The organism is Candidatus Paracaedimonas acanthamoebae (assembly GCA_017307065.1).
Taxonomy (GTDB): domain Bacteria; phylum Pseudomonadota; class Alphaproteobacteria; order Caedimonadales; family Caedimonadaceae; genus Paracaedimonas; species Paracaedimonas acanthamoebae_A.
Map to the genome: position 1 here is coordinate 1 of JAFKGL010000029.1, position 22,586 is coordinate 22,586.

General features: G+C 33.1%; 14 protein-coding genes. 9 read left to right on the plus strand and 5 right to left on the minus strand.

Features of this window, described 5'->3' with window-relative positions; all coding sequences use genetic code 11:
* The first annotated feature begins 59 nt into the window (after positions 1-59).
* The 3 genes from J0H12_06720 (at position 60) to J0H12_06730 (ending at position 4,109) form a co-directional block, all read left to right on the plus strand.
* Positions 60-3,005, plus strand: a complete 2,946-nt coding sequence (locus J0H12_06720) for a tetratricopeptide repeat protein (protein MBN9413596.1) — start codon at positions 60-62, stop codon at positions 3,003-3,005.
* Between the two features lie 235 nt (positions 3,006-3,240).
* Positions 3,241-3,699 (plus strand): DUF4158 domain-containing protein, encoded by a 459-nt coding sequence (locus J0H12_06725; protein ID MBN9413597.1) that lies wholly within the window; start codon positions 3,241-3,243, stop codon positions 3,697-3,699.
* A 155-nt stretch (positions 3,700-3,854) separates the two neighbouring features.
* Positions 3,855-4,109, plus strand: coding sequence for a hypothetical protein (locus J0H12_06730; GenBank protein ID MBN9413598.1), 255 nt, complete (start codon positions 3,855-3,857; stop codon positions 4,107-4,109).
* A gap of 398 nt (positions 4,110-4,507) precedes the next feature.
* Here the strand turns inward: J0H12_06730 and J0H12_06735 are convergent, their stop codons facing one another.
* Entirely contained in the window at positions 4,508-5,926 is a 1,419-nt protein-coding gene (locus J0H12_06735; GenBank protein MBN9413599.1) for a hypothetical protein, read from the minus strand.
* 334 nt (positions 5,927-6,260) lie between these two features.
* On the opposite strand from J0H12_06735, the gene J0H12_06740 reads away from it, so the two are divergent.
* Complete coding sequence (locus J0H12_06740) at positions 6,261-10,622, plus strand: ankyrin repeat domain-containing protein (protein MBN9413600.1); 4,362 nt, start codon at positions 6,261-6,263, stop codon at positions 10,620-10,622.
* Positions 10,623-10,685: 63 nt separating this feature from the next.
* Here the strand turns inward: J0H12_06740 and J0H12_06745 are convergent, their stop codons facing one another.
* Positions 10,686-11,810 carry a hypothetical protein gene (locus tag J0H12_06745; protein MBN9413601.1) on the minus strand — a complete coding sequence of 375 codons (1,125 nt, stop codon included), beginning with the start codon at positions 11,808-11,810 and terminating at the stop codon, positions 10,686-10,688.
* A gap of 313 nt (positions 11,811-12,123) precedes the next feature.
* On the opposite strand from J0H12_06745, the gene J0H12_06750 reads away from it, so the two are divergent.
* From J0H12_06750 to J0H12_06760, 3 genes are all read left to right on the plus strand, one after another.
* On the plus strand, positions 12,124-13,083 hold the full coding sequence (locus J0H12_06750; GenBank protein ID MBN9413602.1) for a hypothetical protein: 960 nt from the start codon (positions 12,124-12,126) through the stop codon (positions 13,081-13,083).
* A 105-nt stretch (positions 13,084-13,188) separates the two neighbouring features.
* Positions 13,189-15,072: a hypothetical protein gene (locus tag J0H12_06755; protein MBN9413603.1), complete on the plus strand. Its 1,884-nt coding sequence runs from the start codon at positions 13,189-13,191 to the stop codon at positions 15,070-15,072.
* 318 nt (positions 15,073-15,390) lie between these two features.
* Positions 15,391-17,328, plus strand: coding sequence for a hypothetical protein (locus tag J0H12_06760; GenBank protein MBN9413604.1), 1,938 nt, complete (start codon positions 15,391-15,393; stop codon positions 17,326-17,328).
* 315 nt (positions 17,329-17,643) lie between these two features.
* Here the strand turns inward: J0H12_06760 and J0H12_06765 are convergent, their stop codons facing one another.
* Positions 17,644-18,786 (minus strand): hypothetical protein, encoded by a 1,143-nt coding sequence (locus J0H12_06765; GenBank protein ID MBN9413605.1) that lies wholly within the window; start codon positions 18,784-18,786, stop codon positions 17,644-17,646.
* 208 nt (positions 18,787-18,994) lie between these two features.
* Here J0H12_06765 and J0H12_06770 point away from each other — a divergent pair, with 208 nt between their 5' ends.
* Both J0H12_06770 and J0H12_06775 read left to right on the plus strand, forming a co-directional pair.
* Entirely contained in the window at positions 18,995-20,464 is a 1,470-nt protein-coding gene (locus tag J0H12_06770) for an ankyrin repeat domain-containing protein (GenBank protein ID MBN9413606.1), read from the plus strand.
* 42 nt (positions 20,465-20,506) lie between these two features.
* Positions 20,507-21,415 (plus strand): hypothetical protein, encoded by a 909-nt coding sequence (locus J0H12_06775; GenBank protein ID MBN9413607.1) that lies wholly within the window; start codon positions 20,507-20,509, stop codon positions 21,413-21,415.
* Positions 21,416-21,819: 404 nt separating this feature from the next.
* On the opposite strand, the gene J0H12_06780 is transcribed toward J0H12_06775, so the two are convergent.
* Together J0H12_06780 and J0H12_06785 are read right to left on the minus strand one after the other, a co-directional pair.
* Entirely contained in the window at positions 21,820-22,230 is a 411-nt protein-coding gene (locus J0H12_06780; protein MBN9413608.1) for a hypothetical protein, read from the minus strand.
* Positions 22,231-22,295: 65 nt separating this feature from the next.
* On the minus strand, positions 22,296-22,586 hold a 291-nt coding region (locus J0H12_06785; GenBank protein ID MBN9413609.1), incomplete at its 5' end, for a hypothetical protein.

Below are 22,586 nucleotides of genomic sequence, written 5' to 3' on the forward strand. Positions count from 1 at the left end.
ATAAACCTTCTTTTTTTAATTTACTGATAGGACATCTTAGACTTTCAGGAATAATAATATTGAGTGATGACAAAAGAACAGAAATTGATAAATCCCCATCATGTACACTTTCTATTTTAACCCACCCCCCTATTAAACAGCTTCAAAAAAACAAAAAACCAGAGAAAACGCTTTTTATTATCTTAAATAAGGAGATCAATGAAAATATTCTTAAGAAAATGTTTGAAGATGGTTTTAACTATATAGTCTTCAGAGAATCTAAAAATTATTTTTCTTCATATGTAAAAATCTTAAAGAAAGTTTTTCCTGACACGAATCTAGAGAAACTTACATCAATGATTGACGCCGAAGGTAGTCACATTTTTAAAAATTATGCACATAACTCTATTCTCAGCCTATCAAAAGAAAAATCTTTTACAACTTTAAATATCTTTCAAAAACAGAGAAAATGGATTCATAGGGGAGGACTTATTTGCTTAATTTCTATGAGTATTTTGTCTTTAACATTTAGCACTAATAAGACAGCATCTCTCCCAGAGAAGGTAGTCCAGATAAGTCAATCTATTCGATCAGAGCTTCCACTTCCTGACGAAATTCTTCTTAAGCGTTCTGAATTGATAACACAAATAGAGAAAAAATTAAAAGAACAGCAGGGAATTCAAATAGTATCTCTTGTCGGGATGGGCGGGGCGGGCAAGACTACTCTTGCTCGCCAATATGCGCACGCTCGAAAATCATCGGTTGTCTGGGAAATCAATTCTGAGACAAAAGAGAATTTGAGGAACTCATTTGAAAACTTAGCCTATGCTCTAGCAAAAACAGAAGAGGAGAAGAAAACTCTGAGAGAACGGCAAGAGATTAAAGATGCGAAAGAAAGAGGAGGAAAAATCCATCAATTTGTAATGGAAAGGCTAAGAGTTCAATCAAATTGGCTTTTAATTTTTGATAATGTTGAAAAATTTTCAGAAATCAAAGAATACTTTCCTCAAGATTCCTTAATTTGGGGCAACGGTAGGGTTATTATTACTACTAGAGACGCCAATATTCAAATTAAGCAAAAAAACGTAATTTACGTTGAAGAGTTAAGTGATGATAAAAAATTAGAATTTTTTAGTCGAACTTTCTATAATAAGTTGCCTGATAAGTTAACATCAGATCAAAGTCAGCAGGTTATTCGTTTTTTAGAAAAAATTCCTCCTTTCCCTTTAGATGTTTCAATTGCGGCACACTACCTAAAAGCAACCAATACTTGTTTTGATAGTTATTTGGAAAACTTAAACCAGCCTAACATTGAATTTGAGGAAGTACAAACAAATCTCCTTAAAGAAGGAGGTCTATATTCAAAAACTCGTTACAATATTATTACAACATCATTGCAACAGCTTATAAACGTTCACAAAAATTTTGAGGGACTTGCGCTTTTTATCAGTTTATTGGATTCACAAAATATACCAAGAGATTTGCTAGAAATGTATACAGGAAAAACAGTAGTGGATAGTTTTATTTATCATTTAAAAAAGTATTCTTTGATTACAAAGAATTTATTATGTTCTACTGCTAAGAATTCAGTATTTTCACTTCATCGTAGTACGCAAGCTATTATTTTAGCTTATCTCGTGGAAACATTAAACTTAAAAAAAGAAGATTTCAATTTTCAACAAGTTATTGATACATTGGAGAAATATATATTTGATATAGTACATAAAGAGGATGTTCTAAAAATGCCTTTTATGCTCAGCCATTGTGAGAGAATTTTAAGACATAATAACTTACTAACTCCTTCTGCTAGAGCTTTAATAAAAGGAGAATTGGGTACCATTTACTTTTACTTAAATCGTTACAAAGATGCAGAAGTCTTATTACAACAAGCCATCGGAGTATTAAAAGAAAATCAGAAAACTCCAAATAAACTTGGCCAGTTTTTATCTTGCTTAGCATCTATTTATATAAGCCTAGGAGATGGTGAGAAAAGTATCAAGTATCATACCGAAAGTATTGCAACCTTCCAGAAATACTTTCCTAATAACTACTTAAAAATTGCTCTGCACTTAACATATCTAGGTAGTGTGTATAGAGATATTGGTATGTATGAAAAATCTAAAAATACTCTTGAGAAGGCCCATTCCATTTTCAGAAATAAATCTCTTGAAAATCACACTGCCTTTGCGCGCAATTTGGTTGATTTAGGAAAAGTTTACAGAAGTTTAGGAGATTATGAGAAAGCTAGAGTTTTACAAGAGCAAGGCTTTTCTCTTTATAAAAAGTCTCTTCCTAAAGATCATTTCAGAATTGCATGGGCGGCCATATATTTAGCCAACACCTTAAATGAGCTTGAAAAATATAAAGAGGCTCAAGATTTACTTGAAGTTGCTCTTCAAATTTATAAAAAGAACTTTTCAGAAACTCATAAGAGAAGAGCTTGGCTTTTAGCAACTTTGGGACATACTTATGAAGGCCTGGGGCAATATAAAAAAGCAAAAGCGCTTCTTGAAAAATCCCTTGAGAGCTTATCAGAATCATATTTTGAAGTTGTCTGGGTTTTAGCACGCTTGGGAAATATTTGTTTAAAGTTAGAAGATTTTGAAAATGCAAAAGGATTTTTTGAAAAAAGCCTTATTATTCTTGAAAATAATTATAACAAAGACCATGTTGAAACAGCTAGAGTTTTAAAAAGCCTGGGGCACGTTTATCTTGTAACTGGTCATATAGAAACAGCTGATAATTTGATCAATAAAGCAATTAGAATATTTCAAAATAGTAACCATCCTGATCTTTGTTTTGCTTTAGAAATTTTAGCAGAAATGTATATAAAAAAATCAACGCTTAAAATGAAGGAAGAAAGAAAAAATCAGTCAAAAAACTTTAAAGCTCAAGCAATACATAATTTTGAGCAAGCTTTATACCTTGCTAAAGTTTATTTTCTAAAAGATTCACCTCATATTAAGAGAATTCAAGAAAAGCTTAAATCTCTCAATTCAGAAACTAAAAGATTTACTTTTTCATAAAGAAAATTCAGGATGATTCTTCCTAGTACCCTTTTAAGCAAGAAAGAATTGTCTCGAATGAGTCTAGCATGGAGTTGCCCCCTTATAAACCGGACATTTTGAATAGCTCCTAAGTAGGGTTCTGCAACACAACCCCTTAGTGATTCCTTAAAAGATAAGCTGAGACCCTTACGTGCCGGGAATTATTTTGTTCTAAAAACCATCATTTTCAGAACAGCTGCGATTGGATTTTGCCATGTCCAGAATGAATATTTTAAATAAAAGCGAACGGCAGATGTTTGATGACCCTCCTGTTTTCAACAGCGTCGAACGTAAACGCTTTTTCAATTTTCCGAATTCTCTAAAAGAAAAAGCCGCGACCTTGCGAAAGCCATCAACTAAGGTTGGGTTTTTGCTGGCCTGCGGTTATTTCAAAGCAGCAAAGAAGCTTTTTAGACCCGAAGTTTTTCATCAAAATGATATAGGCTATGTCGCACGGAGCTTAAATCTTGAGTCAAAACAATTTGCATCGGAACACTATGTGCAAAGCACACGACACTGGCATCAAGAAATTATTATGGAATTTTACGGTTACAGGCGGTTTGATGAAACCTCTTTGCAAATCATTGAGCATGAAATTTCATCTATGATGCGCTCTCAGCTTAAGCCCAAACTCATTTTCTGGCGCTGCCTTGATATTCTAAATATAAATTGACCCTGCTCAAAAAACTCTCACAATCCACAAAACCAACCCAGATCAAAGAACGGACGTCTGACCTTTTCTATATTTCAGCACTGTACGATAACCTGAAACCACTTATTCCTGTTCTTGATCTGGGATATGAAGGCATTCGGTATTTTGCCAATTCGGTGATCAAATCCGATATTTTTCAGCTCAATCAGCGTCGCGAAGAAGACCGCTATGTTCATGTCATTGCCTTCATCACTCACCAATATTACCGACTTCAGGATAATTTGGTCGATACGTTTTTAACAGCCGTAAAATCCTTTGAAAATGGCGCAAAACGTGATCATAAGGAATGGACAGCCTTGAGCAGAAAGATAAGTTGCTCTCAGCGATTTCATCGCATTCTCCGATGTCATGGGCGCACACCAACCTTCTAGGAGAATATGATTTCTTGGATGAAAAACTCAAGGATACAGCCGGAATCCAACTTCCAAAAATTTCAGCATAATCAGCACAAAAAACGGGAGTGATAAAAATCATGGTAATAAACGACTGAGAAAAGGTTTCTCCTAATTCTTATTGGTAGATACGTACCTTTATGGGATTTGACCCATTCATGAATCTCAAGTCCTATAGATAAACTTTTCTATGATCCCTAAACAAGCAGCTAGGCATCAATTGTTTCTTGTCCTAAGGTTCAAAGCCTTCCCAAAAATCGTCGACAAACCAAAATTAAGTATCGTATCTAATTTTATGAGGTAGCTCCATATAGTTTTCAAATAGAAGGATCTAGCTCTATAGCAACTAGAGTTCTTAAAATTAACCATACCTAACCTTAATGATGATAATAGCTTTTGATGAACTCTTCAGCCTTTGGTCCTTGTAACACTATAGAAAGTTCGACATTACTATAAGGATCTTTTGCATCTTGTGCAGCTGAAAGCCAATTTAATGAACCAACACAAATTGTTTGATCTCCAACAATAACAATTTTTTGGTGAGAATTTGAAACTTCAATACATGTATGATTTTTTAAGTTAGGAACCGAAGATAATAAACTTATCAATCTCCCCTCAAATTGTTTTAGCACCTTTAAGTTAACTTTTGCTTCAGTCGGCAGAATTTTTTCAAGAGTTTGTAACCTTTTTAAGGTATTATCTTTCGCACTAAAAGGCGAGTATATAGTAATATTCCTTTCATGGCGTGGTGCTAAACTGAAAAAATCTTCATGTTCTTTTATAGTACGTAATAAGAAGATTTTAGTCCCATCTTCCAAAAACCTTTGTAAGAGTGATCGTTCTTTAGGATGGCGAGCTTTACTAATCATAGCAATGCCACCAAATATGCTGCTTAATTCTTCCCCTATAGAGGTATAACTCTCATAAATTGACATGTAAAATGGCCACAATTGATTAATAGTTCCTTTAAGCATAAATGAGGCATCTTCAGTTTCTTCAAAAGCCTCTCCAAGTGCATTAAATGAACCTAAAATTAAAGATTTGGAATCAACAAACAAGAATTTTGCATGAGATTTAGTTTCAAATAGTTGGAATGTGGTATCTTCATCGTCATCATTGAAGAAATAATCTAGTGTTGCAGCTCTTTTAACTGAGTTCACAACAAAACTGATATGCACACCCCTTTTTTTAGCTTTCATAAGACTAGAAAATATTTCTTGTGGCATATAATTAACATTCCAACTCGCGATGATAATCTGTTCTTTAGCTTCATCTATACAATCTGAATATGTTTGGATATGGTCATCCGTTCCGTGCAAGAAACTAACCTTCATTTCGGGTTTAGCTACTTTTATCTTTTGCAGGGGGGGCCTTCTTAAACTTAAATCTTCTAAATTAGAGTAGGAATTTACTTGTGATGACTGAACCGTTGTTATTACAGGAGCCTTTTTGATAATAGACAATGCAATTCCTGAACTAGCATATTGTGCAGATGAGGAAACCTCTTTTATTTTGAATTTTTTTGCAGGAGGAAGTTCCTTTGCTAGATCGGAAGATAAAGGTTTTCTATTCTTTGTCCTTAAAGCAGGTGGGAACTCTTGACTGGAAGAAGCCATATGAGAAACTTGGGTAATGGTTTTTCGAGCAAAATAGTGGGTTATTTTTGTTTTTTTTAGATCATGCGCATCAGACTCTATGCCATTTTGTTTTGATGCATACATTGGAGATGTTGAAATGAATAAAAAACTTATACTGATAATGGAGAGAATCAAGATATTAAATCTAAGAGAAAACATGCCAAACTCCTTTGTTAGAAATTAAAATAATTTTAAGAAATCGCATTTTTTAAAACTATAAGAATTTTTTTCTTTTACCTCTTATAAAGTCTCGTTTTTAAGGCGCCACAATAAATCAAGGCCAAATGAAAATTAGTAGGATGTTATTGCAGCATTGCTGGTACACAACGCCGAAGTCTATCTGTTGTGTTCTTACAAGGATATACAGAATATTTTTGCAACAGAACCATAAATCTTCTACCTAAGTAGATTTTACTCATAGATATGAGTTTAATTAGGTACAAAATAAAGTTGTAAAAAAATAAGCCAACTGCTTCCAAATAATGAGGTAAAAATGAAGTCCTTAGCAAAAACATTATTTTGCATTTTTTTAATCAAAATAATGTTGCTTCAATCTTTAAGTTATTCTTCCGATACAGTCTATCAAGAGACCTCAGAGTATTCGTCTGTCAAATCGAGTAGCGATTTGTATTATGGTGATGATGATATTTCAGAGTATATTGATTACTTTCTCGGACAAAGTGAGCAAATTACACGTCTTGCAGGCCATAGCTATTTACTAAGTAGCCAAAAAGATAAACTTTCTCCTATTATGGATGCAGCTGATAAAAAAAGTTATGTCGTTGCAATTACACCTGCAATTGATACAGCAGGTAAAGCCAATACGAGAACGCTTACAACAGGAACAACTGTCTCATCTACAGAGATTGATTATCATTTTGACAAGAGTCTGCATCCAAAAGAGGATAAAGAAGAAATTTTAGAAGAGCTTATCAGTTTTACATCTTCCGAGGTCACTTATACTAATCTTCTGCAAAGAATTGAAGATCTCAAAACGGGTGGACGTAAGCTTGAATATATCGAGGATATTATTGCAGGAAAAGAAGAAAAATTAAGCGTTATTTCTTTTTTATTTCAAGAAGAGCTTAAAAAAATTAAAGAAAATAAGAAAGATGTCTTTGATGAAATTATGTGTGCATTCAGACGAGAAGAAGATTCTTATGCAAAAATATTCTTTCCTTATAATATCACACAAGTTCATTGGCTGACTGGAGAAATACGCCTCTATAAAAATGGACATAAATATAACATTGAGATTTACGCACATGATCCCTATGGGGAAGGGAAAATGGCAGATAATAATTTTAATACACTTGAAGTAGCTATAAGAAAGAGAATTACAGAGTACCATCCCGCATTTCAAAATAACATTGCTATTAAAAATCTAAAGAGTCTTTATGGCCGCAGGCAGGCACAAGAGGATACCATTTCTTGTGGTGTGATTGCAGCAGAAGATCTTGTGAAACTTATTACAGGATCTCTCAAACCAGAGATAACTTACCCTTTAGGCGCAAAAGTCTTACGAGCATCCCATTTAGAAACTGTGAAAAAGGCTAGTCAAACAGCTCGTTATATTCGTCGAAACCAACCAAAAATTGAATTTATTCATACATATGAAGGAGAACTAAGGGACCTTAGCTCGTTGTTCCTCAAATTAAAAACACAAGTGAATGAAGAAAAACCAAATGGCACACATGTGAATGTTTTTGAGCTTAATCAGAGCTTAGAAGATTTACAAAATGAAGATCTTTCTATTCGACTTTCTGCAGCTTCAAATCCGGCAAATAATAGTCTTCTTGAACTATTAACTGACGAACAATTGCGTCTTCTTGAAAAGCTCGATGATGATTTTTTGTGGGAAAGAAATGATCTTTATAGACTTTGGAATATAAAGACACTTTTAGAGAATTCTTCTACTTTAAAACCAAAGGATCTTCTCATAAATCTGAGCCTGCAAATTGATGCTATTTCTGTTCATAAAAGAGCACTTAGAGATCGATTTCGTGAAAAATTACCTTGGACTCTGCTTGCCTATATGCATCATGGCTTACAAGATTCAATGGTACCAAGTGAAATATTAGAATCGATCACTCATCAAATTTATCCTGAAATTTGTAGTTTATTACCCATTCTAGAGAGTATTTTATCCCTCGAAAGAAAAAAAATAAAAGCTATTACTGCCCGGTATAAACTCCCTCATAAAGTCGAAAAGAAATCTAGAAAAAGTAAAAAAGAGACGTACAAAACACCTCTTGAAGAAGGAGTCTCTCATTCTGAACGAAAAACTTATTCTTCTTATGGAAATTTAAATACATCCGCGAGTAAAAAGATTGACAAAATCCAGGGTTATTCGCTCTTTACACATGAAAAAAGATTTGATCTTGCAATGCAAGTAGCAGAAGAGGCAGCTATTTCTTCTCCTGAGGTTAGAGAATTTGCACGAAAGGGACGAGAAAAAATTGAAGAGCGTGAGCTTTCGATTGACAAGGAAAAGAAAACTCTAATACCAGGAAAATTTCCTGCCTTTAACATGCTTATGGGAGCTCTCTACGAACTAGAAAACGCTAATATTGCAGCTAATTTCATTAATCATATAGGATCAAACCCTTCTTTAGAGATCATATATCAAGCAATAACTATTCTTGCAGAGGCCTTAAATAATATCTTTATTCATTCTAACATCTTAAAATTAACTGCAGAACAAGATATATTACAATATAGAGCCACACTAAAATTCTTAAGAAATGTTTTTGAGCATCCTGAGGATTATGAGAAAGAAAAATTAGTTCACATTGAACAAACTAATGAAGGTAAAAAGCTATTCTTTGAGATACTAGAGGAATTATATGAAATCGTAAAAAAATTACAAAATCGTATTGTAGGTCTTCAAAAGTTTTTAGCAGGTGATTTAAAAGTTGCAATCTCTACTACTCAAAAACCAATTTTATTTGAACAAGAAAATCCTCAACTTCCTAAAAAGAATCGATGGAAAGATCTTCTTAAACAACCTCATTGGACTCAAACCAATATTCCGGCATTACAAATTTTACGACGTTATCTTTATCATCCTTCTTATCAATTTATAAGCCTAGAAGAAGAAAAAGATCCTAAAGCACTTGAATCTAAAGCTTTTAAAGTTTGTGAAACAGAAAATTTAGAAAAAAAGAAAAAAGGAAGAACCATAACATTAGAAGGAATCCTAGAAGATATCGACCAACTTGAAAAATTTTTTGCTAATCTTGGCAATCAAGAGCAAGTACTTCACATATTGCAGGATGATTTCAGCCAATGTTTACACTTACAAAACATTCTCAATCGCATTTTTCAAAATCTAAATTCTAAAATAGAAGATGAAAGTTTTTCAGAATCATTAGGATTATCAAGACAAGCGTTTATTTACTGTTTTAATGATTTTAGGGAAAGACGCAATTTTAATACCCATGATTTATGGCGAACTGATTTTGTGGGAACATTAAATACGGCCTATCGAATAATCTACGATATTAAGTACATACTAAGTCCCTTAGTACCAACTTTTATTCCAGAAAACTTATATACGTTAGATAATACAAGTTTAGAAGCAGCCAAGAAAATTTTACAACATCTCACTGATATGGATATGTGTTTCGTGCCTTTAAAGAAGAGAAAAATTTATGAAACATATAGTGATATAGAAATGGAAGATATAGACTCAGGTTCTCAAGATTACAAATTTGAGGAGCCTTCAGAAGAAGAATTTTGGGAATATGATTATTCAAACCAAAAATTTTTAGACTTTGAAATAGAGGAACTTGGGAAACAAGCGAGAGCCTGTATTAATATCCAGGATGAGAAAAAGTGGACCTCTCTACATCATGCAGTTAATAATGATTATTTCGCAATAGCTCGATTTCTTTTAGAATTAGGGGCTAACCCATATGTACGTGATTATAAAGGACGGACCCCATTACATTTTGCTGCTGAAAATGATAATTTGAAAATGATGGAATTGCTTTTAGAATTTGGTTCATTACCAGATCCAAAAGATTGTTTTGGTCTCACGCCGTATGATTGGGCAAAAAGAAATGAATGGCATGAAACTGCTTCTTTCTTAAAATCTCGAATGGGTATTTTCAGAGAGACAAAAGCTGATGCATTACACACGGCAGCAGAGTTATTAGATATAAATACAGCAAGAGAGCTCTTACATTCTGGAATTTATCCTAATTTATTTAGTGTAAGAGGAGAACTGCCTCTTGTTTTAGTCCTTCAACAAGAAAGTGGGAAAACAAAGAAACAGTTTTCAGTGGCTCACCTTCTTCTTAAAAAGGGTGCAAATCCAAACAAACAACAAGCCAATTGCTACCCCATTCATGCAGTCGCTGAATATGTTGAAGTTCCACGTATGCTAAACTTATTATTAGCTTATGGCGCAGAGGTGAATGTTCAAGATGGATGTGGGCAGACTCCATTACATATAACGTGTATTATGGGAAATATAAACCAAACCCAAATATTAATTAAAGCAGGAGCAAATATTCACACTCGTGATAATATATCGGAAAGAACACCCCTTTTAGCAGCAGCAAATATGAATCAGGAACGATATGAGATTATAAAACTTCTCTTAGAAGCTGACGCTAACCCAAACGATGAGGGAGAATATGGCAGTGTTCTTCATGATGTTGTTTCAGAAAGTTGTTGTATTAGATCGACGCTGATTTTGCTTTCATATGGAGCTGATGTAAATAAGAGAGGGAAAAAAATGGCATATCTAAACAAAACTCCCCTTGAAGTTGCAAATAGAGATGAAATTATAGAAATTTTAATGAGAGATTCAAAGAAAAATTCTTTAAGAAGGCGGGCATCTATTTAACTTCAGGTAGTATTTCTGCTAAAATGTATTTTTTAGAATTAATCAGTTGAATCCCCTTGAAGACTAAGGATTTGAATCATCATGCTCTTCATCTGTTGATAAAGATTCCAGTAGGCTTTTGTGTTTGTATAAGGGCGATCTCCAATCCCCTGAAATACTGAGTAAATGTTTAGCTTTTTCGGAAAAAAGTTCATTTCTTAAACGATCGGGTGTCTCACCTAAGGAAATAAGCGTCTCAATAGTAGAAGCTATAGTATATATTTCATCTGTAATTAAGAGGTTGTGTAGATTTTCTACTATTCTATTTCTGATAAGTTTGTTATTTGGGGGCGTTAAAATGGCGAACAAATCTTTTGGAAAGTAATGTCGAGGTGGTATGGTTGGGGTTCTTGCGTGAAGTGACTCACTTATTTGGAAAAAAACTTGAATTGTTGCTTTAAAATACTTCATATCATATTGATCCATATGTGCTTCATCACCTGATGGATAGTAAGTGACTGGTGTGAAATTTTCCCAACGTAAAACACAATCAGCTTTGTGGCTTGATGCTAAGGAAGGATAATTGTACCAAGGTGATATTTTGGAAAAAACTCCTTGGAAATTATCATGCCGTTTTATTTCAAAAATATTAGGATAATTAAGGTCTTGGCAATATCCGGTTGCAAATGGTTTACCAATAGCAGGTTGAATAATTTCTCTAAGGATACCTGAAAGTGCTTCTACGCTAAAACCATTTTTCCTAAATCTTTTAAGAATATAAATTCCTTTTTCAATTCTTCCATTTACAACTCTTTCATTTCTTAGAATAAATCTTCCTACTAATTCTTGGGTACGTGAATCATGAACATTGTAGTCTGCAAAGCTTATAGGAAGGTTATAAAAGCCATGCTGATCTTTTTCTTGTAAACGTTTTATATCATATTCTTGGATTGAACCATGATCTGAAGAGGTGTATAAATTGTCTGGTAGAGTGGGAACATCCATAAACCACGTATTTCTGAAACCACTATCCTTATAAATCGCTTCATAGCTCTCTATATCTTGTTGTGCTGAGCGTATGCGGTGAAAAGTCAAGCGTTCTGTCGAGAATGAATCAGCGGCTATGTAAGAAGAATCATCTGTACAATAAGTACTATTACAACAAGTTAAAATATACGTGAGTAAAACATATTTTGCTAAATTATACATGTCATGAAATCCTTTTTAGCTAGATTATTAAATCTAATAGAAGAATGCTTTTTTGGCTAATTAAAAAATTCTTCAACGTAAATATTTATTTAAAAAACATAATTTCAAAGTTATCGAATCGCCATTCGCCAAAAGTTTTTTTAAAAATACAAATCTCAGATACTTTCAATATCAAGCGATAATAAATTGAATAACAACAACTAGATGATCAAAAATTCTACCTAAGTAGTTTTTACTCATGGATAACTTGAATCTTCAGTCTTAGATTTAATAGTTGTTTAGTTTCTAATTATTAAATTTATGGGGGGAATAAATGGGTCTAAAATTACTAACTATTTTTATGGGTTTCTTCATAAGCTTTTCTGAAAGTTTTTCGAGCTATCAATATAAAATATATGATGAAGACATGAGTATTCCTCAATCTTATCCTATTTTTAGCGCAACGTATGGGGATAATGAAATTTCGGGTATTAACTCATGTGTATCGAGAGATTTCGTTGAGTCATGTGGATATGATGGCGGATGTAGTTCAAGAAAAGGTGTGTGTGGTGAAATTCTTTCTGGTTCAGCATTTGAAAATATTGATGAAAATTGGGAACGTTTAAGTAGTCAATATGGAAGTTCTCATGGTGTAGATGCACTTTATAAAATTAATGATGAGGATAGCAGTGTAAAGTATGTCATTGTTGAAGATAAAGCAGGAGAAGCAAAACTTAATAAAAAACAACATCAAATGAGTTTGTGGTGGCAAAAATCTAGAATTGATAGGTTAGCATGTAGTCTATATCCCGAGGATTTTGAAATGGATGGATATACGCCAGAAGCAATTTTAAAAAGACCATCATATCCTTATCCTTCAGTAGAAGAATGTGAAGAAATACCTTTATTTATCTCAACAGGCCAAGTTACTAGTTTTCTTACCCATACTTTTTATAAAGATACAAGAGCCCCAAAAAAAGGTATAACTGGACTTTCTAAGGGATTAAAAAATCTAAAACTTACTCCCCTTGATCGTGAAAGAGGACAGACAAGATATAAATTTATGACGTCTGTATCTTTATTAATTTCTAGCGAGTGGCCAGATTTATTCAAAGAACAATACATTGAAAATTACCAAGCCAGCATTCATGATCCTTTCTTAGAGCGATTTAAAATGATGAGTTGTAGAAATGGTTTTGAAGGTTTTTGTATTAGCCAAAATGAAAGAGAAGTATCAAATTCTACTCTTTTTAGTGATTACTATCCTTATGAAATAATCTTAGAACTTCCATAATGAAACTTAAATTTTTTAAATATAAAAAGTAATTTATAAATTGGAGTGCCCTTTCTAGAAATACCTAGCAAGGGCCTCTTTTTTGAGATGGGAGAGGAAAATACAGTGCATAAACTATTTCTAATTATATTAGGGGTATTTGTTAACCTCACTGGACAATTAACCTATGCTACAACAACAACTTCTTTAACAGATGACGTAGTCTTATCTGAAAAAGGAGTATCTTCTTTTGGGAGTTCAATAAACTATGAAGCTCTCGATAATGAGCTTCCTACACCCAATCGTAAAAAAAACCCAGAAAGCCCAGTTAAACTAGAAGATGTTGCGCTTAAAAGACCTAAAATTGAAGAAGCAGAACTTTCAAAACATGCTTATCAATTTCCACTAGAACATAGTGCTATAGAGGTTGTCTCTATTCCAGAAGAGCGTGGAATTTGGTGCCAAAATTTGGATTATCAATATGATGATCATGAAATTGTTTCTACCCACCAATGGCATACACAAAGTGCAATGATTGTTAAAAAACATATTGATGAACATAAAGACGAACAAATCAATTTTGCGAAAGCTCGAATAGATGCGCTTTTGCGAATAGCAGATGGAATAACTCAGTTAGTAACTTTTGATATACCTTATATTTTTACAAGTAAATCATTGGGAAAGAATGGGTTTTTATCTTTCGCAGAAGTCTCAAATGACAATTCATCACCTTCAAATCCAATAGATGTAAATTCTTTTATAGGTGGACTACAAGGTCAGGATTTAACCGCATGTGAAGAAGACTTAAGAAAAGAATACTACCATACCGAACTTGCAATTTTATTTTATGCTTTAATTCAAGATGATTGGATTAAACATATAAAAACTTCTTCAGAAATAGATATTAATCTTGAATGTTTAGTGTTTGTTATTTCAACTTATTACGATCCTTGTGCGAGATGTGCAAAAAGTTTGCATAGAGCACAAATTAAAGATGGATATTATTGGAATTTAATCAGACAGAGATGCTCAGAACAGGGTTTATGTGAGGGGAAACAAAATTTGACACTTTTTATGGAAGCTTCATCTTTAGAAGAATATGAAGGTTCGCGGAAATGCTTAGATCATAAAGATTCTACTCTTTATGCTAATAATATCAATATTAGAGAATTCTTTCCATATTTTGCGCAGATGTCACTTAACATTAGACCGCTCAAGCATCCCAGACCAATGTATGCATCAAAAGCAGTCATACGTTCTAAAGTTTCTAGGGAAGAAGAAGATCGAATTTTAGCTGCAGCTAAAATAGAGGGAGATTTGAAAACTGAAGCTATAATAAAATTTAAACGTCTCTTTAATGGTGACTTAGATATTAAGAAAGAGCTGAGTGAAATAGATACTAATCTTATAGATCTTGATCATTTATCTGCACGACCTAATGAAGAAGAAATTAAGTCTGAAGCAGAAACATTTTGTAGATCTTTCTCAGATGCTAAAAAGGACGAACCTAAACAACAACAAATATTAGATCCAGAGCTAGTTTTGCTATACTTAACAACCATTTTATCTAAAGATGCAAATCCACAAGATATGAAAGATATTAAAGATGCTATTTCAAAAGAAAAAGATAAGTCCAGTACCTTACAGTCTATACCTGATAGGATTGGAATCATCGGGAAGTATTGTAATCCGCAAAAAAGTTCTGCAGATGGAAAAGGAAAAATATCTCAATCAACTATCGATGCAGCAAATTTATTAAAAATATATGGCTATATTCATTGGAGTGATCCAGTTAGTGATTCAAAGGATATTCCGCTTAAATTGAATAAAAGTGCAACGCGTGCTTCAAAAAATCATGCTGAAAATATAATAGATACATTAAATGATATTATTAAAAAATATGTTGAAGGATCAAAATTAAGAAAGACTGCAGATTTTTTATTAAAGAAAGTCGAAGAAGGTTACTTTGAAAGAGTAAGCGGTAAATACCATTGGTTTTTAAAAAAATAAAAGATTGGCTTATTTAAATTTATGAAATTATCATACAAGAATTAGATAATTATTGTATTTAATAAACTTCATTATGAAGAGAGCGAACATAAAAGAATAGCACTTTCGTTTAATTAAAATAAAGATCAACTTTGTGGATGCGAATTGGCGTACTTAGAACAGCTAATAATGTAGTATGCTTTATTCTTTAAATAGAAACCGTATAAAAGCTAATTTGATAAAAAAGAACTACATATATATTATAGAGTTCTTTTATCCATGTCTTGACCTAAGCCAAATAATAATTCATTTTATTAGAAAAGCTGATAGGGGGGTGTAATGTACTCAATTATATGTCAAAAATTACTGAAATTTTTTTGTTATCTTTTTTCTTGTTTAATATTATTCAACTTACATTTATATGGGAGTGCTCGCTCTGATGATGAACAAAAAAGGGTAATATCATCTTACCTCATTGAACAAGGTGATAGCACATCTACCAGGCCAATAAATTTACACGAACTTCATTCTCCTGTAATTATAGATGATCATTCTCACCTACGTTTTGGAAGTGAAGATTATAAAATACCCACTATAGATAATAATGATAGAAAATTACATTATCTTCTAGGAAGTATAAATCAAACAGTTTATCGGAAAACAAGTATTGGAAATATTAATTTTCTGATACTTGCGCTTGATGCTACTGTTTTAGAATCAACTGGTTTAACATTAAAAATAAAAAGAATATCCCACCCTATATACTTCGATAGAACAACTCGTCAGTTAACACTTAATGCTGGCGAATATGCTGTTTTTTTAAGTGCGAGTGGTAATAAGAATAAGAGAGACCGTGAAGAAATTTCAGCCTTATCAGAGAATGCTCCATTTGCTGTAAAGGATTCGCAGCAAAACACTCACCATGTGTATTTTCATCCTTTTAATATTTCAATAAATGGTAATGCCCGAAAAACTATGGCTCGGAAATTTTCTGAGGTAAGAGGATTAGAGAATAATTATGATTCTGAAGTTCATGCTGTTTTTGCTCTTATAACGAGTCCTACTTTAATTAGTTCATTTTTTCTAAAAATTAAAAATAATTACGATAATATAATTTCCATAGGACTTCGTTATTACTCTTTTCTAGATATGTGCAGTCGATGTCAGGAATTTCTTGTTGATAATCAAGCAATCCTAAAACCATTGTTTATGGGAGCGCTTAATCGAGTTTTTAACACTAATAAGTCTCTTACATCAACTCCATTTATCGTCGTAGCTCATAGCAATAGAATTTATGGGAAAAATGAATATAAAAGTAAATATCAAGATATAACAACCTATACTAAAGTTCGGGGATATCAATATGCTGTTTCTGGTCCTCAAGTTGGGGAATTTGTAGATGATAGTCTTTTAAAGTATGGGGGTGATTTGATACCATCTTCAGAAGGTCCTAATCAGTTAATAGCAGTCATTGATGAACCAGATTTAGGAGATCAAGATCAAGAGGGAATAGTGCGTCATACTTTTACCCATTTAAAAGAGGCGAAGTTTTCTGATTATGGCCTCACTCATCAACAAGGATCTGCTTTAGCAGCTAAATTAACGAGAGCAAATTCTCTGAAAATTAAAAAAGCTAATTTTTCAAAAAATTACTTTGGGATTGAATTACCTGACTTTGCAGATGATCCTATTACCATAACATCAGGTACAGAGATTTCAGACATATTTGATTATTTAGCCAGCTGCATAAACTTAGAGGAGCTGCATTTTTCTAAAGTGCATTTATCAGCTTTTAATCCTTTTAATTCTTTATGTGAAAGCTTGCCGAAATTACTACAATTGCGAATCTTAGATGTGAGTGAGTGTAGCATCGATCATGAGAGTTTTCCTTTACTAGCAAGCGCTATAAGCAACTTACAAACTTTACAAGTACTCAATCTTAGTAAGAATTTTATATATTTTGAAGGATTAGAAATACTAATTGATTTATTACCTAAATTAACAAATTTGAGAACGCTTGGTCTAGCATATGCAGCATTATGTCATCGTGATGGTCGTGAAAGAGTGGGTGACCCTTTCATAGAATCACTAGTATATGATAGTAATGTTTTTCTTAATTTAGCAAAATCAATAAAAATTCACCCGACAATAACTTCATTGGATATAAGCCATTATAAAGAACAAATTAAGGAAAATGATCTTAATAAATTCAGAGCAAATGCTAATAGGATCAATCTTATAATAACTGCTTTACGAGAAAAATATAAAAACCCGTAACATTTATATGATTTTCTCTCATAAGAAATGGAAATGATATTGGTAGTCAAAATGATAGAGATAAGTTTTACTATCAGGGGTTTTTTGCCCGAAGCCACGAAATTTTGGCAATATAGCTGAGACCGTTGCTACGCCTTGATTTGCGAAGAAAAATTGATTTTTGGGGAGCTTAAGAGTATTTGAATTATCGCTTGGAAGTTAATGCTTTGTTCTTTGGAATAAAATTCATATTTTCCAACCATACAGGAGAGAAGCCATTTATAAACCATAAGTCATACGAAATGAATTAAAAAATTAATCAAAAAATTAAATAAATTATCCCTCCTTAATCTTGATTTTACTTATTGTATGTGTCATTAGATCCCTTAGATAATAAATATCACCTTCCTCAATTGTGAAAATCTCATACTGAGATAGAATTAAATTATACATAGAAGAGTGTTTATAAAAGTATTTTATTTTTTCTCCAGGATGTCGAGCACTGATCGCATTTAATTGCTTCTGCAGACTATTTTGGTTCCGTGATTTTACTGTAGGATCATAGTTAAGACAGGGGTGATTAACATCATCTACATCTAACTCAAAATAAATAACTTGTTCTTGTTTATCTTTAATAAATTCCTTCCTATTTCTTGAAACGAATATTTTTTTAATGTCTTTAGGTTCAATAAGTTTAAAGGTGATAGTCCCATCATCTATTGTTGAGCAAATCATCTCCTCATAATTTTTTCTCATACGAGTAGAAGGAGCTCCTTTATAAAAGCTAAGAGGATAACTTTCTCCAAATTTACTTAGAGTACCTAATCTCACTAGCCTTTCAATAATTTCTCCACTTGGATGAGAATAATTCCCTCCAAAACAACCTGTACTTATAAGGCAGACTTTTGGTTTAAGAATTTTTAATGTAGATTCTCTAGAGCATCCATGTCTCAATGCTCCATGGTGACTTAATAAAAGGTAATCTGTTTCTAATTTTGCCGTATCTCCAAGGTAACACCCCTCTATAAAATCCCAGGTACAACCATCAGCATCCCCCGTAACAGTAAACAATGCTTTTTTTCCTTCAATACGCAAAACAATTGAACTTGTGTTGCTATCATCTTCACTATCGGCCTCTTTGTATCCGACATTCATTGCTAAAATTTTAATGGTAGGCTTTTGAGGAGAATTTCCTTTAAATTGAAGGGTTTTTTCTATCTCTTTTTCTGTCTTCGTCCAGTTTGAAAACCTTGAGCTATAAGCACGCGCATAAGATAGCTCTGAATCTCTATTTGTTGTTTTTAAATGTCCATTTATGACACCAGTGAAGATAACTTTTTTAATTTTATTTGTAGAATTATCATCATAGTAATGAGTCTTTAACCAGTTCTGAAGTATGACATCATATTGTTGCCATCGGCCACCTAAAACTATCGTACCAATTTTAAAATCTACATTTTGAGCAAAAATATGTGACACTAAATTATAGTGATCCACATCTGGGTGGCTAATAACGACGGCAGCTAATGAAATTTTATTAAGTTTAGAAGATTCACAAAATTTTGAAAATCCTATTTTAAAAGCTTTTCTAACTTCTTATTTAAATAAATCAAAAGAAACATGCTCATTTTATTGGAATATCCCGCTGGACAATTGTGACCTCGAATTAAAAGATGTATCGGAAGGTTTGACAGCTTTATCTATGGCTTGTTGCTTTGGGATTGAGCTTTATGTAGAGACTTTATTGAAGAGAGGCGCAAATATTTCAACTCAAGATAATAGAGGGGATACGCCTCTTTTTCATGCAATATATGCAAGTAATCCAAATATAGTCGATTTATTGATCACTCATATTATTTCAAATAATCCTCTAGCTTATCAAGAAATAATGAACCATCAAAATAAGGATGGCCTTACGCCGGTTATGGAAGCTGTACGATTAGGAAAAATTGTCCATTTAGAAAAATTACTCACATCAGAGAGGCAATATTTAAAAGTTACAAGAAAAACTTCTGAAAAAACTCTTGAAGAGGCTTCTTCCTCTTCTTATGAAGAAAATATAGCTGAAGCTTCTCGCCCCTTACCCGTGATAAATATTAATGCATCAGATTTATGGGGAAATACAGCTTTAACTTTTGCTGAAGACCTGCCGCCTAATAAATGTGAACAAGTTCAAACACTACTTTTAAAAAACAGGGAAGACAAGGATTTTGATTTTTATAAACTGCAAAGGCTTCGTCTTCTTATAGAATACCAGAGGAACATTTATACTCGAGACAATGAAGGTAATACTTTAGGGATGAGAATGGTAAGTTACCCTCCTCCTTCGTCTTATCCCCAAACTTTCTTGCAGACTAGCTTATGGATTAAAAATAAAAGAAAACAAAATATCTGTGAACTTGCCGAAGGCAGGTGGTCTGATGAGTGGATTAAAAATTTTATAATTCCAAGTGCACAGGAACAATACAATCAAGAAATTCTTAAGTTATATGATGTTCCCCTAAATAAAGTTGGCGATACAGCCCTTTTGATTGCAGCGCGTCATAATTTTCAAGATATTGTGCGTGTCTTAATTTCTTGTGGGAGCGATGTGAATGCTCAGAATAATAGAATGCAGACGCCTCTTATGTTGCTTACTTCTTGGTTTGATACTTTTAAAAATAGTTATTCCAGAGATTTGCGTATTTTTACGTTTTTATTTTTGCATGGTGCAGATGTAAATGTAGAAACGATGGAAGAAGAACCAAGAACGGTTAAGAATTTTTATCAATATAATGCCCATCTTTCAGCTCTTTTGGATGAAAATATTCTGAAACAATCTTTACCGACACAATCAGATTATTGGAAAGCTTATTGTAATAAAATCTTAGAGCTTAAAGCGGTTTCATCCCTATTAGAACGCAATCAACGACAAGAAGAAAATATAAATGAGTTAATCTTATGGGATGCCGTTCAACCGAAGAGTATCGCTAAATCATTAAGAATCGCAACGGAAAAACATAATGATTTTGCAAGCTACTTAAGAGCCTTTTTATGGGGCAATCATTTCCACTTCTTAAGTCGAAATTTCTTTTTTCTTTCTATAGGTCAGCAAAAGATTTTTTTCTTGATGTTCGAAAAAATTAAATCTAGCATTTTAACCTCTTACGCCCGTTAATTTTTTTTCTTAATAATATATTCAATATTTAAGGAATATTTGATGAAACACTTTATACTCTCATTATTCAGTTTTTTTCTTTTTTCTATTAATGCTTGTTTTTGTTCTGAAAAATTTGAAGACATTCATGCTGCAACAAAACTTCTGTTTAAAGCTCTTGAAAAAAAGAAACCTATAGATACTCTTATAGAATTAGGAGCAAATCTTAACGATACAACAATAAAAGGAGCTCCTCCACTTGCCTATGCGATTAAGCAACGAAATGAAGCGGCAATTGATGTTTTATTACCGCTAACTGATTTAAGTAGCACATATGAGGAAAATAAAACTTTTCTACATGAAGCCATTGATACAGCGGATCACTGTATTATAAAAATTCTTGTTAATGCTTACAGCCAAAATAAATTACTGGAACAGGTTGTTAACATTCCAAACTCAGATAAAAATTCTCCATTTCATCTGCTCGCTCTCCACACATTTAAGTGTTTAGAAAGGGCTGAATTAATTGCAGATATTAGACCTGTTTTATCTATTTTTCAAAAATCTGGTGGAGATCTGGAAGCCAAGAATTCTAAGGGTGAAACCATTCAAACGATATTAAAAAAGGCACAAGCAGAGTTAACTACCTTTAGACGACTTAAGCTTGGTTGGACAGCAATGCATATTGCCATGAAAGGCCCCGATTTAACTCTAGAAGGTGAAAATGTTGATGATATGTGGACATTTTATAATGCTGATCCCCTTGGGGTTAATATTCAAAATTCAAATGGAACCACACCATTTCTTATTTTAGCCTATAAATATTTAAAGTTTAAAGAGAAAGAGAAAGAAAAAACGGTCAATATTTTAAAGTTATTAAAGTTGATGCATATAAAAGGGGCCTTAATTGATTTAGAGAATAAAGCAGGAATATCAGTAAGTAAATTACTTGGGGCAAAATTTTTTACATAGTTGTATTAATAGTCTTATGAAAGTGTCAGGATTTAACAAATTAAGAGAACTTTTCAATTCTCTCCCCTCAATAAGAGATAATAAAATTTCTAATGTTACACTTGCGCTTGGGCCATGTGTCATTGAAAGCCTTTCATCCAATAAATCCCTACTTTCTACAGACGACTTTGGAAGAATCCATCACTTTTTTCAACAGTGCCTATTGTATTATATTTAAAATGGATGATCATAGGAACTATTCCTACAATGCGATCTACTTCTCCATTGCCCCAGCTAAATTGCCCTCCAATTATCTCATAAAATATAGCATTGTTTGCCAGGCCATTGCCTCCTGTTGCCAAAAAACTTTGTTTGTGTATTATCCGAGAAGGTAAAATTGATCCCGGTAAGAATACCTTTTGCTATCAAAAAGTCCATTCCAGCCATATATTGATCTTTAGGTAACTCAAGAATAGTCTCTTCTCCTCCATTGGGTTCCCTATAAAAGATTCTTCACCTGCTTTGGAAAAGAAGCCAAGGGCGTCAATAGAGTTATATTCACGGACCCGTACTTTACTTATTCTATCAACAATTTTATCCTGATATCCAGGATGCATCATACAAAGATTTCTTTTCACGCCTAAAGTAGTAATGTTAAAAGGACCCATCTGGAAACGTTCAAAAAATTCCGGTACGTCATCCTCTGGCAGCTTATCTCCATTGGAAGGAAGAAGTTTTACCGTTGCGAAATAGGGAGATATATAAGAAAGCATATGGGTGTTAGCTTGGTTAAACATTCTTAACTTTGTTGCTTCGACCGCTCGAATCCATGCCAATCTGCTCGATTATTATCAATTTTACACACAATCCAATATCGATCTAACTATGCATCCTCTGCTTCTTAAAACTTCGTTCCTATTTTGAGAGAGACTTCATGGGCGTTATATTTTGAACTCAATTGAGCATCATACGCCGCTGAGATGAAGAACCCTGAATTTGATTTATAATCAAGACTAAGACCTGGAGAGACTTGATGTTGGGTTTTATTCGTTCCAGACGCCAAGAAAGTCCCTGGTTGCCCCACAAGGTTCGCTGTGATTCTTCCCTTCTTTAACGGATGCTTGTTAACATACGAGAGTTTTACTTTGGCAGTAAGAAGACCTTCTTCTAACTTGAAGTGGCGATAAATATT